Genomic DNA, 14445 nt, shown 5'->3' on the forward strand with positions numbered 1-14445 from the left:
CTATTTAACGAAGCTCAGCCGGAATAGCAAACACCACTCCTTCTTCGCGACCTTGCGTTTCGGTTACCGTCTTGCCGCCCCACATTTTTAATTGGGCAATCACATCTCGCACCAGTACTTCTGGCGCAGATGCGCCGGCCGTTACCGCCACTTTATTGACACCGTCTAACCAGCTTTGTTGAATGTCGTTGGCAGTATCAATTAAATAGGCAGTACAACCCAGTTTTTCAGCTAACTCGCGTAAGCGGTTTGAATTACTGCTGTTCTTTGCTCCCACCACTAACATTAACTGCGCTTTTGATGCCAACTCGCGCACGGCATCTTGACGATTTTGCGTGGCATAACAAATGTCATCTTTGCGTGGCCCTTCAATGTCTGGGAAGCGTGTTCTTAGGGCATCAATTACATCCGCAGTATCGTCTACCGACAAGGTGGTTTGGCTGCTGTAGCAAAGCAAGGCGGGATTTTTAACTTGTAGGGTATGGACATCTTCTACCGATTCTACCAAGTAAATGCCACCATCGGCATTGTCATACTGGCCCATGGTACCTTCAACTTCAGGATGGCCAGCATGCCCAATAAGAATACACTCGATGCCTTTACGACTGGCACGGGTGACTTCCATATGCACTTTAGTGACCAATGGGCAAGTCGCGTCGAATACTTTTAAGCCACGCTGTTTAGCTCGTTCGCGTACTGCTTGCGAAACACCGTGCGCACTAAAAATAACGATATGGCCATCGGGTACTTCATCTAATTCATCGACAAACACGGCGCCGCTGCGGCGTAAGCCATCAACTACAAATTTGTTATGCACCACTTCGTGTCGTACATAGATCGGATGCTCGTACAACTCTAACGCACGCTCTACAATACTGATCGCCCGATCAACACCGGCACAAAAACCACGAGGATTAGCTAACAAAATGTCCATTTCAGCTCACTTGTACAATTTCGATATTAAAAGTTAGGGTTTGGCCAGCCAGTGGATGATTAAAATCAATCGTCACCGAGTCGCCCACCACTTCACGTACGAGCCCCGGTAACTCAGAGCCATCTGGCATGGCGAAACCAATAATAGAACCAACCTTGGCTGGGGCGTCTGCAGAAAACTTACTGCGGTCAACATAATAAATATTATCAGGGTTTGGCGTACCATAAGCGTCTTCTGGCGCTAGGGTAAAGGTTTTTTTATCACCGGCCTGTAAGCCTAATAATTGTGCTTCAAACGCCGGAGATAAACTGCCATCACCCAGTTGGGTTTTAGCCGGTTTATTGTGCACTCGGGTGCTTTCAGCGGCAGAGCCGTCAGTCAATTTGATATCAAAATGAAACACCACGGTGCTGCTTGAGGTAATCATACTCATTTTTTTGCTCCAGAATCACTGCTAAAACTATCCCAAATTAACAGTGCAGCGCCAATACAGATCACTGAGTCGGCAATATTAAAAGCGGGGTAATGCCAATCCTGATAATACAAATGAAAGAAATCAATCACATAACCATATATGCTACGATCAATTAAATTACCTATGGCGCCAGCCAACACCAAACTTAATGCCAAACTGAGTTTGATTTCGTGGCGTTTTAAGCGGCTCATCCAAACGGCAATGACCACACTGATCCCGATCGCAATACCGGTGAAGAACCAGCGCTGCCATCCCCCCGCATCACTTAAAAATGAGAATGCTGCACCATAATTTCGTACATAGGTTAGGTTAAAAAAAGGCAACAACTCAATTGAATCAAATAGGGCCATTTGTTGGTGCACTAACTGCTTAGTCAACTGATCCAATAGGAGCAGCAACGCAATTAACCACCACCAACGCCATGCAGTTTCTTGAAATAAACGCATTACGCAAATTCCCGTGTTTCACCTTGGCCACTGACGTTATCAACACAGCGACCACAGATCCCCGGCTGCGCCGGATCAATACCCACATCATGCCGGTGATGCCAACAACGTTCACACTTCGCCGCACTTGACGCTGTGACCAATACACTTAGCCCCGGAATTGCCGTAGCAATCGCGTCCGCGTTCGGCGCTTGTGCACTAACGGTTGCCGTAGAAGTGATCAGTACAAAGCGTAATTCGTCACCTAACTGCTGTAAGGCTGCTGCTAAACTGGGCTCGGCAAACAAGGTCACTTCGGCTTGCAAAGAGGCACCAATCCGCTCTTCCCGACGTGCTGCTTCTAACACTTTGTTCACCTCGTCCCGCACTTGCAGCAGTTGTTGCCAATACGCATTACTGAAACGCCCAGCCGGTAACTCGGTAAAACCACTATACCAGACATCCGTAAACACAAACGCCTGCTGCTGACCTGGTAAGGCTTCCCAAATCTCTTGGGCTGTAAAGCTCATAATCGGCGCCATCCAGCGCACCATGGCTTGTACAATATGATACAGCGCCGTTTGGCAGCTACGACGTGCTTGGCTGTCTTTGTGCGCGGTGTACTGACGATCTTTAATCACGTCCAGATAGAAACTACCCAGTTCAACAGTACAGAAGTTCATCAGCTTTTGACTGACCTGATGGAACTGATAATTGTCGTAGGCATCGATGATTTCTTGCTGTAACTGTGCAGCACGATTAACCACCCACAAATCTAACTCGACCAATTGGTTAAATGGTAAAGCATCGGTTTCTGGGTTAAAACCGTTTAGGTTTGCTAACAAGAAACGCGCAGTATTACGAATGCGGCGATATTTATCGGCCGCACGATTAAGGATCTCATCAGAAACCGTCATCTCTGAGGTGTAATCCGTTGTTGCTACCCACAAACGTAAAATGTCGGCACCCAATTTGTTCATGACATCTTGCGGTGATACCACATTACCCAAAGACTTTGACATCTTGCGGCCTTCACCATCAACGGTAAAACCATGGGTTAATACTTGTTTATACGGTGCGCGCTGTTTCATGCTCACGCCCGTCATCAGGGATGACATAAACCAACCACGATGCTGATCTGAGCCTTCTAAATACAAATCAATCTGCTCAGGCTGGTGAAACTCTGGTCGCGCATCCACCACCGCAGCATGGGTAATGCCCGAGTCAAACCAAACATCGAGCGTGTCGGTTACTTTGGTATAACGCTCACTGTCTTCGCCAAGCAATTGTGCTGCATCAAGATCAAACCAAGCTTGAATGCCGCCCAACTCAACTTGTTTCGCCACCAGTTCAATTAAACTTGCAGTTTTTGGATGTAAGGCGCCGGTATCTTTATCTACAAACAATGCAATAGGTACACCCCAGGTACGCTGCCGTGAAATACACCAATCGGGCCGGCCTGCTACCATGTTTTCAATACGTTGTTGACCCCAATCAGGGATCCAGCGAGTTTTAGCAATTTGCTCTAACGACATTTGTCGCAAGCCTTGCTGCTCCATGCTGATAAACCATTGGGGCGTAGCGCGAAAGATAATGGGTGTTTTATGACGCCAGCAATGGGGATAACTGTGCTTATACGCTTTGTGCAATAACAATGCGCCAGCCGCCTTTAATGCTTCAACAATAGTGTCATTGGCTTTAAAAACGTGCTGGCCAGCAAACATCGGTGTATCCGGCAGATAAACGCCATTGGCACCGACGGGGTTCGCCACTTCTAAATGGTATTTTTGACCAACAACAAAGTCTTCTTGTCCGTGCCCTGGTGCCGTGTGCACACATCCTGTACCCGATTCAGTCGTAACATGTTCACCCAGTACCACCGGCACTTGGAAATCGTATAACGGATGCTGCAGCTTGACTAAGTCTAGCTGCTTACCTTGGCAGAACCCCAAGGCGTGATAATGTTCAATATTAGCGCGCGCCATTACCTCTTTTACCAGATCAGTGGCGATAATCAAGCGCTCAGCACCTTGTGGTCCTTGCTCAACCTGCACCAGTGAATAGCTCAGCTCGGCATTAAGCGCCACGGCGCGGTTTGCTGGAATTGTCCAAGGTGTGGTGGTCCAGATCACCACAGCCAACGGGCCATGCCCCCGATGCGCTTCTGGATGATCAAAGCGATCGACGACCGATTCATCCACGACTTGAAAGCGCACATCAATAGCCGGTGAAATCTTGTCTTGGTATTCCACTTCCGCTTCGGCTAAGGCCGAACCACAGTCGGTACACCAATGCACGGGTTTGAACCCTTGTAACAAATGGCCGTTTTCAATAATTTTACCTAAGCTGCGGATAATATTAGCTTCGGTTTGAAAATCCATTGTGCGATATGGCTTATACCAATCGCCCAATACGCCCAAGCGGATAAAGTCAGTGCGCTGCGCATCAATTTGCGTTAACGCATATTCACGACACTTCTCTCGAAATTCGGCAGGCGTTAATTTTTGTCCGGGCTTGCCGTACTTTTTCTCCACCACCAATTCAATCGGTAAACCATGACAATCCCAACCCGGTACATAGGGTGCATCGAAGTCAGATAACGTTTTTGCTTTAACAATAATGTCTTTAAGGATCTTATTAACAGCATGGCCGATGTGAATATTACCGTTCGCATAAGGGGGGCCATCGTGCAGAATGAAGGTTTTTTTACCCTTTTTGGCTTCACGGATCTGACCATATAAATCGGCTTCGGTCCATTTTGCCAACATTTGTGGCTCACGCTGTGCCAGATTGCCGCGCATAGCAAAAGCCGTTTCTGGTAAATTCAGGGTATGCTTGTAATCGCTCATCCGTTTAAATTCCGTTAAGTTAGTGAGTTCAGTAGCGCAGGCTGCTGACTAAAATACTGTTTCGCTGCCGCTTCATCGACGGCGATTTGCTGTTTTAATGCATCCAGATTGTCGAACCGCTGTTCGGCTCGAAGTTTGTGCCGCAGCACCACCTCAATCTGACTACCATATAAATCTTGATTAAAATCAAATAGATGCGCTTCTAGTTGTTCACGCACACCCTGTACGGTTGGCCGATTACCAATATTAGCCACCCCTTGAAACACCCCAAAACAGGTGCGAGCAGTGATGGCATAAACGCCTGATACCGGTAATTTTTTACGATACAACCAGACATTCGCAGTGGGAAAGCCAAGGTTTCGGCCTAACTTACGACCATGTCTTACTCGCCCAGTTAATGCAAAAGGCCGACCTAGCATAGTTTCAGCTAAATGCAGTTGGTCGGCTTGTAAGGCACTGCGGATCAACGTACTGCTGACCCGTTGCTGCTCCAGTTTTAAACTTGAGGTGCTGTTTAAACCAAAACCATACTTTGAGGCGGCACGTTCTAATAACGCGTAATTACCGCTACGGGCTTGGCCAAAATGAAAGTCATCACCCACAATCAAATGCTGTACGCCTAACTTATCAAGCAGTAAATCTTCAATAAACTGTTCTGGATCTTGTGCCGCAAAAGCACGATTAAAGCCAACGCAGAGTAATCGGTCGATGCCTAATTCCGCCAACGCTAAATACTTTTCACGAAAGCGAGAAATCCGAGCCGGCGCATCACTGCCCGCGAATAATTCCAGAGGTTGGGGTTCAAACACCATTACGCAAGACGGCAACTGCTTCGACTGTGCCAGTTGTTTAACCTGAGCTAACACGGCTTGGTGCCCCAAGTGCACACCGTCAAAATTGCCGATGGTTAACACACAGCCTTTATGCTGCGGTAATATGTTGTGGATGCCGCGAATTAACTCCATGCCTGCCTTAAATTATGCCTGCGGTTGCTTGTCAGCTGACGATTATAACCCGATCACCGTTGGCTTTCAGCAACAGTTTTTGCTTTAAAATCAGCCAAACGCACCCCAAACAGGAACAGCAAGGCAAAGTACGCTATTACAGCCAACAGACACAAACTGGATAATTGCACTATTTGCGACGTTAAAGGCAGCGCCACCCAGACACTTAAGCTTGGGCTTACGACATAGAGCGCTGAAGCCATCAATACACTGGCCAAAGCAAATTTAGCCAGCATCACCATACTAAAACGGCTTAATTGATACACCCCAGCGATTTTTAAACCACGATACAATAAAAACGCATTTAAACTTGCCGACATCGCCGTAGCTAAAGCCAAGCCTACATAACTTAAAAAGGGTGCCAACATCAGGTTAAACACCATATTGGCCACCATAGCAATAATGCCAATTCGCACCGGCGTTTTAATATCTTGCCGCGCATAATAGCCAGGTGCTAATACCTTGATTAGCATATAACTTAACAAGCCACAGCAATAGGCCAATAAGCTGTACGACACCATTAACACATCTTGCTGGGTAAATTCACCGCGCATAAACAGCACCGTGATAATCGGTTGTGCCAGCACCATTAACGCCAGCATCGCCGGTAAACCAAACATCGCCACAAAGCGCACTGACCAATCCAGCGTGTGAGCAAAGCGCGCAGTATCTGCCGTGGCATGATGCCGCGATAAGTTCGGCAGGATCACCGTGGCAATCGCGATCCCGAATAAGCCCAGTGGAAACTCAATTAACCGATCCGAGTAATATAACCAGCTTACGGCCCCGGTTAGTAAAAATGAAGCAATCACGGTATCGAGCAGCAGATTGATTTGGCTTACAGAAACACCAAACAGCGCTGGTAACATCAAAGTACGGATCTTTGTCACGTTTTCATCTTGCCAATGCCATCTTGGCAACACCAGCAAACCAGCTTTAGCTAAAAACGGTAATTGAAATAATAACTGTACAATACCGCCAATAAACACGCCCCAAGCCAATGCCATGGCGGGTTCATCCAACTCAGGGGCCAGATACAGCGCCGAGCCTATAATCGCAATATTTAAGAAAACGGGCGTAAAGGCCGCTACCGCAAAACGGTTATAGGTATTTAACACCGCGCCCGATAACGCGACTAAAGAAATAAACCAAAGATAAGGAAAGGTAATTTTTAACATCACACTGGCCATTTCAAACTTGTGCGCGTCAGGCCCGTCATTCAGCCATTCGATAAACCAGCCCATACCAAACAGCAAAGCAATCAGCGGCGAGCCGACCACCCCCACCAGCGTCACTAGAGTGACAATAACACCCAGCGTTCCCGCCACCTTGGCCACTAATTCTCGAACCGCATCATCACCATGTTTAGCTTTAACTTCACTTAACACCGGCACAAAGGCTTGAGAAAAAGCGCCCTCGGCAAAGAGTCGACGTAAAAAATTCGGGATACGGTTAGCAAAGAAAAACACGTCAGCAGCAGCACCCGCACCAACAAAATTGGCAACCACCACATCCCGCACCAGGCCTAACACTCTTGAAATCAACGTCATAAAGCTGACAATCAGCCCTGACTTTAGTAATTTTCCTGACACGAGAGACTCCTTTATTTGCTGCGGCGCTATTTTCACCTGTTACTGAGATCAATTACCAGTGCTCACTGCAATTTAATTACGGGCCTTTTCGTTTAAAGCATTTGACAATGGGCCAGTAAATAGGCATATTATGCGGCCTTTAAAGAGTCCGGTTTTAAGTTTTTAGGAGTGTTACCTTGGCTAACATCAAGTCTGCTAAGAAGCGCGCAATACAATCAGAAAAACGTCGTCAGCAAAACGCCAGTCAACGTTCTATGATGCGTACTTTCATCAAGAAAACCTACGCAGCAGTATTAACTGCTGACGCAGTAGCTTCTCAGGAAGCGTTCAACAAGATGGTCCCTGTTATTGATCGTATGGCAGCCAAAGGTCTGATCCATAAGAACAAAGCAGCTCGTCATAAGTCTCGCTTAAACGCCCATGTAAAAGCGTTAAAAGCAGCCTAATTGGCGATGTAAAACAAAAAAACCAGCTTCGGCTGGTTTTTTTGTAAGTTCTTTTCGGCCACACAAAGCCGCCGACAATCAGTGCACAGCGCGACAAATTACTCAGCGCAATACAGTTTGTGTAATAGTGCAATGACTTCGGTTACTTCATCGCTTGAGATCCGATAAAACACCGTTTGCGATTCTTTACGCGTTTTCACCAATTTATTTTTGCGCAATAACGCGAGATGCTGTGAAAGTGCAGATTGGCTTAAATCCAACTTGCTGTTTAATTCACCTACCGACAGCTCGCCTTGCAACAAATGGCATAAAATAATTAAACGGCGCTCATTCGACACCGCTTTCAGTAACTTCACTGCTTCCGCTGAATTTTTCAGCATATCTTCTAAATTCATGTTTTGCACCGCTCATTAAACTAATACTAGCCTGATCTCATTATGACAGAATAATCCGGGTATGCATCAGACACTACACGACAATAAGGGTTGAACCAGACTTGAGATTCTTTCTGCAGTAAAAGGTTTCACTACAAAAGCTTTTGCTCCGCCTGCTACAGCTGCTTTCAAGTTATCGACACTGGAATAAGCCGAGATCATAAATATATGTGATTGCTGGTCAACACACCTGAAACGTTGCAACAATACCTTACCGTTTATGTCTGGTAGCTGAATATCCAAAAAAACTAATTGTGGTTGATGCTGCATAAACAAGGCTTCGCCTTTGGCGCCGTCGGCTGCCTCTAGCACCTGAGTTACACCAAGTTGATGCAAGATACTTTTAAGGTAAGCACGCACAGCCACCGTATCATCAACAACAAGCGCCGTTAACTGTTGGGTTACAGGAGTGGGGTTATAGCAGGTTTGAATAAATGCTTGCATCCTTGCAGCGTCTCCATTTTTCGGCTGGTCGACCAAAAACTGACGTCCAGCGAGTTACTTAGGTTTCATCCGTAAAACATGATAACGTCTCCACATCAGTCAAAACTAAACAGCGGGAACAAACCATGAAAGTGTGGATAACAACAATACTAGCAGCTTTTAGCCTAAATGTGCATGCCCAAAATGTAACTATTGATAAAGATTTAGCTTACAAATTAGTTGAATCGTTAACGGTGGAAGTGGGCCCGCGCTTAGCCGGCAGTGAGGCCGATATGCGCTCGGTACTGTGGGCAGAGCAAAAATTTAACGAACTAGGTTTTGATAAAGTCTGGCGCGAACCCTTTGATATGCTTTACTGGGAGCGTGGTCAAGCGAGCTTAAAAGTGGCAGCACCTTTTCATCAATCTCTAGTGGTCACCGCTTTGGGTGGTTCAGTCGGTACCCCGTTTGATGGCATCAACAGCCAAGTTGTCATGTTTAATACCTTAGAAGAGCTCAAAAAAGCGGACGCTTCTAAAGTGAAAGATCGTATTGTTTTTATTAATCATGCTTTAGAGAAAGATATTCGCGGTGGTTTTTATGGCCAAGTCGTCGGGGCACGCGCCACGGGCGCAGTTGAAGCAGCAAAACTTGGTGCAAAAGCCTTAGTGATCCGCTCAGTCGGTAGCAGCAATAACCGTTTTGCCCACACCGGTCAAATGCGTTACGAAGAAGGCATTGAACGTATTCCTGCGGCAGCCATTTCCGTACCCGATGCGCAGCAATTGAGCAAGATGCTGGCGATTAACCCAGAGCTCACGCTAAACATGCAAATGAGTAATAATCTTCCAGGTACTGTTACCAGTCACAATGTGATTGCCGAGATCAAAGGTAGCAAACGCCCCGATGAAATCGTGCTAATCAGTGCACACTTAGATTCTTGGGATGAAGGTACTGGCGCATTAGATGATGGCGCCGGTGTGGGTATCGTGATGGCGACAGCCGCTTTATTAAAGCAAGAGAAGCCTGAGCGTACCATTCGCGTGGTGTTATTTGGTAATGAGGAAGGCGGTTTAATTGGCGCCCGCGCATATGCCGCTAAACACCATAAGCAATTACACACCCATGTGTTTGCTTCAGAATCAGACTTTGGCGCAGGTCGTATTTGGCGTTTTGACACCGGTATGGGTGAACAAGCATTAGCCTTTGCCCAGGAACTGCAGAAAAAATTAGCACCGCTGGGTATCGCTATGGGGCCGAACACCGCGTCTGGGGGGCCAGATGTGTCGATGTTAAAAGCACAAGGCGTACCCGTCGCGAGTCTGATGCAGGATGGTACGGATTACTTTGATTATCACCATACCCCAAATGATACGCTGGATAAAATTGATCCCACTGCATTGCGGCAAAACCTCGAAGCATGGTTAATTATGACGCGTGAAATTTCCAATAGTCAGGTTAATTTACGTCAGTAATTCGTGACATTAGCGCCGCTCGCTGCGGCGCTAATCCTTTTGTATTCGCGTTATCGCCTTTGGCAAATCCAGCAAAAAATCCATTAAATAAACTAATCTGAAAAATGTAATTTATCTTAGTTGAGTAATTACTCGACTCTGCTCATAATGCGCGGCATTGCGCACACTATGCCGGAGCATTAACATGGAAAATCTGTTCTACGACATTATCAGCTGGATTGGCCTAACAATTTGTATCAGCGCTTTTTTTATTAAAGATGTGTTCTGGCTTCGATTAGCTACATTAATCGGTTGCAGCTTATTGTTTGTGTATTACAGCCACATCGCCATTCCGCAAGGGGTGATTTCCAACTTATTAGTTTTATTGATCAATGCTTATTACCTGCTGCGTTTTGCTGCTGCCCGTAAAAAAGCCCAAGCCGCCGCAGCAACCGCCAATGATCTGGCGAATATTGAGTTACAAGCGCAAACAAAATAAGCGGCTTTTTTCCAGCAGCCTGACAAGCTATACTCGGCTCTTAGCAGTAAGCATCGGAGTCAGACATGTCACAAGACGAATTTGAGCTGTTTCTGAGCGAAATGGCCGATGTTAAACCCCTACCGCAAGATGCGGTACTTCAACAAAATGGCGAATTCAGTCCTACCTTAGCGCAGCAGGCCAGACGCAAAGCCGCTGAACAAGAGATGGAGTACGATCCTCAATATTTGAGCATGGAATACGTTGATTTAGTTAAACCCGACGACGTATTTGCCTATTGTAAAGATGGCGTACAACAAGGTGTGTATCGCAATCTGCGCTTAGGCAAGTATCAATTAGATGCTACGCTTAACCTGCTTGGTAAAAGCTTGCAAGAAGCTCGTAGTCAGTTACTGCAATTTATTACCGACTGCCATAAACGTGGCGTCAGAACGTTATTGATCCAGCATGGTATGGGCCGAAACAGTAAGCCACACCCCGCTATTTTGCGCAGCTATGTTTTTAAGTGGTTACCCAGTTTTGTCCCCGTTTTAGCCGCTCATACCGCGCAGCGCCAGCATGGGGGTTACAGTGCTACCTATGTGTTATTGCAGAAAAATGCAGAGCAAAAACGCGAGAACCGTGAACGGCATACTAAATAGCGACGCGTCGAATTAATAAGATCATCAGGTATAAAAATCAGGGCTGGATAACCAGCCCTGTTTTTTTAGATCAGCCAACTGAATGCTTCAGCTTTGGTAAAAAACGCTGTTAACGCCATAAGGACCACGGCAATAGCGAGTGTGGTAAAGCCAAAACCACGATTGGACGCTTTACTCATAATAAACCTCAAATGACTTCTTCTTATTCTCTATTTCTACTAAGTACTGCAAAATCTCATTAGCAGAATCAGTCTAATAAAGATAATACTACTATTCAAGTCATTATTATCACTAGGGTTAATAGCCTTGTTGTAAATCGACTTCATTAACTAACGATTGCCCCTGACAACTGCGTTGGTAGTTTTCCGCAATTTGCGCCACCACGGTCTCCACTTTAGTCACCGCAGAAATATGCGGTGTAATCATAATGGCAGGATGCCGCCAAAACGCATGCTCCGCCACAAGGGGTTCTTGACGGAACACATCTAAACAGGCGGCCGCTAGTTGGCCACTGTCTAACGCGGCGAGCAACGCCTGCTCATCGACGATGGCACCACGCGCCACATTAATCAGAATGGCACCAGGCTTGAGCATGGCAAAAAAGTCAGCATTTAACAGGTTTTCAGTTTGTGCAGTTAAAGGCAATAAACAGATCAGCAAATCCGCTGAACCGACGGCAGCAGCCAATTGCTCGGTACCCGCAAAACAATGAACACCGGCTAATTGTTGTGGGCGGCGCGACCAACCGTTCACTTGATAACCTTGAGCTTTAAAGTGTAATGCCGTGGCCGTACCCAGTTCACCTAAGCCAAGTACACACAATGAGCTTAAACGACGCGGACTTTTCGGTCGCCACAAGGCTTGTTGCTGTTGTTGCTGAAACAGATCGAGCCTCAAACGGTAATACGCTTCAATGCCCGCCAGATAACTAAGCATTGCCTCGGTTAACGCCGGGTCGACAATCCGAGCCAAAGGTAAACGCGGTAAGCTGGCATCACTGAGGATCCCATCAACACCGGCACCAAAACTTTGCAAAGCTTTAAGATTCGGCAAGCTGGCCACCGAGCCTGTGGGTTGCTTCCATACCACGGCAAACGTCACGTGTTCTGGCTTTGCGATATCGGGCCAAATTTCAATTGGCGTTGTGGGTAAGGCTTGCTGCAAACGTTGCTGTAAATCATCTAGTTTTCTATCGGGAATAATCAGCGCAATACTCAAAACAACCCCTATAATGCTACTTGCTATTAATGCTTTATCTTAGCATAGCACTGTTAAAGTGGTTGCTAAGATACCGCTTAAATATCCCCGTTCACTGCGAAAACAGCTACAGCATTTCATGTGTTTGCTGTGTCAAAACTGCCACAAAACTGCCACTTATTTGTCATCTGCGATGAGTAGTCTACAAGGATTCGTCTAGATCGCCAGTCTATCTTGCCTTGGGAATAAATCATGCTTAACGTAGAGCAACTATTAGAACAGCATTTCATGTCCGATCAACCAAAGCCCTGGTGGTATCGCCCCGGCAAAATGCTCCTCAGCTATTTATTGCACGAGCGGGAATTCCAAGCTTTTGCCGCTCGCTATCCACATTTACAAGGCATGGAGTTTGTTGAACAAGTATTAGAATACTTTCAGTTTAGCTATAGCGTGCGTGATGATGAGCTAGATCATATCCCTTCGACCGGCCCAGTGTTGCTGATTGCTAATCACCCAATAGGATCGTTAGACGGTTTAGCCCTGTTAAAACTGGTCAGTGGGCTGCGCCCAGATCTGAAAATCATGGCCAACCAACTGCTGATGAGCTTAGCGCCAATGCAAAACTTATTGTTGCCTGTTAATAACCTTAACGGAGGTACAGAACGGCACAAGCTTGAGGCGATTCAACAGCATCTAGCCGCAGCTGGGGCCTTAATAATATTCCCCGCTGGCGAAGTATCACGCTTACGCCCGCAAGGTGTTCGCGATGGTAAATGGCACAGTGGCTTTTTACGCTTAGCCAGCCAGGCTAATGCACCAATAGTCCCACTGCATCTGACCGCACGAAATTCATGGGTTTTTTATGCTGCCTCAGCTTTATACAAACCCCTAGCCAGCATGTTACTGGTAAGAGAGATGTTTAAACAAAAAGGAAAAACCATGGCGGTTCGTATTGGCGAACAAATCCCCTGTAACAGCTTTAGCCAGTTATCATTGCCGGTTCCAGTAAAAGTAAAACTGTTCAAAAAGCAGCTATACCGGCTTGCTACCGATCGCCCCTCACTTTTCATCACGCAAACCGCGATAGCACGGCCTGAACCAAGAGCAGTATTAAAAAAGGCAATAAGTCAGTGCCAACGGTTGGGTGAAACCCGTGATGGGAAATTAATTTACTTATATCAACATCAACAAAGCTCGCCCATCATGCGGGAAATAGGACGCTTAAGAGAATTAGCTTTTCGAGCTGTCGGGGAAGGCACCGGCCAACGCCGAGATATTGATCGCTTTGACAGCCACTATGCTCATTTACTGTTATGGGATAACGAAGATTTAGAAATTGTAGGCGCTTACCGCTTGGCTGATACTAACAAGGTATTAGCAGAACAAGGGCCAACAGGCTTATATACCCAAACCTTATTTCAGTTTTCTCCGTCCATGCAGCCTTACTTAGCTCAGGGTTTAGAGTTAGGTCGAAGTTTTGTGCAACCACGCTATTGGGGTAAGCGCAGCCTAGAATATTTATGGTATGGCATTGGTGCCTATTTAAAACAAAATCCGCAGGTGCGTTATTTATTTGGCGGCGTGAGTTTGTCAAATAGCTATCCCGTACCGGCCAGAGATTTATTAGTATACTTCTATGGTTTGTATTTTGGGTCTGCTCTACCAAGCGCTGAAGCGAAACGTCCTTACCCATTAGCGGCGCCAACGGTGCAGCAATTAGCCCAACATTTTACAGGTAACGACTATGCTGCAGACTTTAGCCAATTAAAACATTTACTAGCGAATATGAAAGTCAGTGTACCTACGCTATATAAGCAATACAGTGAGCTTTGCACCCCGGGTGGCACAACGTTTTTAGCTTTTGGCATTGATCCTGAGTTTGCCAATTGTGTTGATGGCTTAGTGTTAGTCGATTTATCCTTAGTAACAGCAACTAAACGCGCTCGATATCTAGACTAGTGCTAAGATTGTTTAAAGTTCAGCCAAGATTCAGCCATCTTCCTTTATAACTTGAGTGTATGCTACACCAAAGAGTGTTGTGGGCCAGTTGCCAAACGCAGCACTGAGGAGGA

Annotated in this window: 14 protein-coding genes; 5 read left to right on the forward strand and 9 right to left on the reverse strand. The window is 46.3% G+C overall.

Features of this window, described 5'->3' with window-relative positions; genetic code table 11:
- Positions 1-4: 4 nt before the first annotated feature.
- From ispH to murJ, 6 genes are read right to left on the reverse strand one after another with little or no spacing between them, the layout of a single operon-like run.
- Positions 5-934, reverse strand: a complete 930-nt coding sequence (ispH, locus tag ACUJFK_RS15370; RefSeq protein ID WP_226751145.1) for a 4-hydroxy-3-methylbut-2-enyl diphosphate reductase — start codon at positions 932-934, stop codon at positions 5-7.
- Position 935: 1 nt separating this feature from the next.
- Positions 936-1367, reverse strand: a complete 432-nt coding sequence (gene fkpB, locus ACUJFK_RS15375; protein ID WP_229586807.1) for an FKBP-type peptidyl-prolyl cis-trans isomerase — start codon at positions 1365-1367, stop codon at positions 936-938.
- The gene (gene lspA, locus ACUJFK_RS15380; protein WP_226751143.1) at positions 1364-1855 is read right to left on the reverse strand and encodes a signal peptidase II; all 492 of its coding nucleotides are present in this window, start codon (positions 1853-1855) and stop codon (positions 1364-1366) included. The genes fkpB and lspA overlap by 4 nt, the downstream gene beginning before the upstream one ends.
- On the reverse strand, positions 1855-4683 hold the full coding sequence (gene ileS / locus ACUJFK_RS15385; protein WP_445425389.1) for an isoleucine--tRNA ligase: 2829 nt from the start codon (positions 4681-4683) through the stop codon (positions 1855-1857). Before ileS ends, lspA begins: the two co-directional genes overlap by 1 nt.
- Positions 4684-4697: 14 nt before the next feature.
- Positions 4698-5648: a bifunctional riboflavin kinase/FAD synthetase gene (gene ribF, locus ACUJFK_RS15390; RefSeq protein WP_226751141.1), complete on the reverse strand. Its 951-nt coding sequence runs from the start codon at positions 5646-5648 to the stop codon at positions 4698-4700.
- A gap of 53 nt (positions 5649-5701) precedes the next feature.
- Positions 5702-7279, reverse strand: coding sequence for a murein biosynthesis integral membrane protein MurJ (gene murJ, locus ACUJFK_RS15395; RefSeq protein ID WP_226751140.1), 1578 nt, complete (start codon positions 7277-7279; stop codon positions 5702-5704).
- A gap of 176 nt (positions 7280-7455) precedes the next feature.
- Between murJ and rpsT the strand changes: the two genes are divergently transcribed.
- The gene (gene rpsT, locus ACUJFK_RS15400) at positions 7456-7725 is read left to right on the forward strand and encodes a 30S ribosomal protein S20 (protein ID WP_226751139.1); all 270 of its coding nucleotides are present in this window, start codon (positions 7456-7458) and stop codon (positions 7723-7725) included.
- 98 nt (positions 7726-7823) lie between these two features.
- Here the strand turns inward: rpsT and ACUJFK_RS15405 are convergent, their stop codons facing one another.
- Both ACUJFK_RS15405 and ACUJFK_RS15410 read right to left on the reverse strand, forming a co-directional pair.
- Positions 7824-8120, reverse strand: a complete 297-nt coding sequence (locus ACUJFK_RS15405) for an ArsR/SmtB family transcription factor (protein ID WP_226751138.1) — start codon at positions 8118-8120, stop codon at positions 7824-7826.
- Positions 8121-8186: 66 nt separating this feature from the next.
- Positions 8187-8603: a response regulator gene (locus ACUJFK_RS15410; RefSeq protein ID WP_306177657.1), complete on the reverse strand. Its 417-nt coding sequence runs from the start codon at positions 8601-8603 to the stop codon at positions 8187-8189.
- 125 nt (positions 8604-8728) lie between these two features.
- Here ACUJFK_RS15410 and ACUJFK_RS15415 point away from each other — a divergent pair, with 125 nt between their 5' ends.
- The 3 genes from ACUJFK_RS15415 (at position 8729) to smrA (ending at position 11176) form a co-directional block, all read left to right on the forward strand.
- Positions 8729-10057 (forward strand): M20/M25/M40 family metallo-hydrolase, encoded by a 1329-nt coding sequence (locus tag ACUJFK_RS15415; protein ID WP_445425390.1) that lies wholly within the window; start codon positions 8729-8731, stop codon positions 10055-10057.
- A 184-nt stretch (positions 10058-10241) separates the two neighbouring features.
- Positions 10242-10535 carry a hypothetical protein gene (locus ACUJFK_RS15420; protein ID WP_445425391.1) on the forward strand — a complete coding sequence of 98 codons (294 nt, stop codon included), beginning with the start codon at positions 10242-10244 and terminating at the stop codon, positions 10533-10535.
- Positions 10536-10600: 65 nt separating this feature from the next.
- The gene (gene smrA, locus ACUJFK_RS15425; RefSeq protein ID WP_445425392.1) at positions 10601-11176 is read left to right on the forward strand and encodes a DNA endonuclease SmrA; all 576 of its coding nucleotides are present in this window, start codon (positions 10601-10603) and stop codon (positions 11174-11176) included.
- A gap of 297 nt (positions 11177-11473) precedes the next feature.
- On the opposite strand, the gene ACUJFK_RS15430 is transcribed toward smrA, so the two are convergent.
- Positions 11474-12394, reverse strand: coding sequence for a 2-hydroxyacid dehydrogenase (locus ACUJFK_RS15430; protein ID WP_306177660.1), 921 nt, complete (start codon positions 12392-12394; stop codon positions 11474-11476).
- 231 nt (positions 12395-12625) lie between these two features.
- Here ACUJFK_RS15430 and ACUJFK_RS15435 point away from each other — a divergent pair, with 231 nt between their 5' ends.
- Complete coding sequence (locus ACUJFK_RS15435) at positions 12626-14332, forward strand: lysophospholipid acyltransferase family protein (protein ID WP_306177661.1); 1707 nt, start codon at positions 12626-12628, stop codon at positions 14330-14332.
- Positions 14333-14445: the final 113 nt, after the last annotated feature.

The sequence above is a fragment of the Alishewanella sp. HL-SH06 genome (assembly GCF_052656265.1).

Coding starts and splice junctions, on each gene's coding strand:
- smrA (WP_445425392.1), top strand. CDS start 10,601: ATGTCACAAGACGAATTTGAGCTGTTTCTGAGCGAAATGGCCGATGTT.
- ileS (WP_445425389.1), bottom strand. CDS start 4,683: ATGAGCGATTACAAGCATACCCTGAATTTACCAGAAACGGCTTTTGCT.
- ACUJFK_RS15405 (WP_226751138.1), bottom strand. CDS start 8,120: ATGAATTTAGAAGATATGCTGAAAAATTCAGCGGAAGCAGTGAAGTTA.
- fkpB (WP_229586807.1), bottom strand. CDS start 1,367: ATGAGTATGATTACCTCAAGCAGCACCGTGGTGTTTCATTTTGATATC.
- ACUJFK_RS15410 (WP_306177657.1), bottom strand. CDS start 8,603: ATGCAAGCATTTATTCAAACCTGCTATAACCCCACTCCTGTAACCCAA.
- ACUJFK_RS15435 (WP_306177661.1), top strand. CDS start 12,626: ATGCTTAACGTAGAGCAACTATTAGAACAGCATTTCATGTCCGATCAA.
- ispH (WP_226751145.1), bottom strand. CDS start 934: ATGGACATTTTGTTAGCTAATCCTCGTGGTTTTTGTGCCGGTGTTGAT.
- ACUJFK_RS15420 (WP_445425391.1), top strand. CDS start 10,242: ATGGAAAATCTGTTCTACGACATTATCAGCTGGATTGGCCTAACAATT.
- ribF (WP_226751141.1), bottom strand. CDS start 5,648: ATGGAGTTAATTCGCGGCATCCACAACATATTACCGCAGCATAAAGGC.
- ACUJFK_RS15415 (WP_445425390.1), top strand. CDS start 8,729: ATGAAAGTGTGGATAACAACAATACTAGCAGCTTTTAGCCTAAATGTG.
- lspA (WP_226751143.1), bottom strand. CDS start 1,855: ATGCGTTTATTTCAAGAAACTGCATGGCGTTGGTGGTGGTTAATTGCG.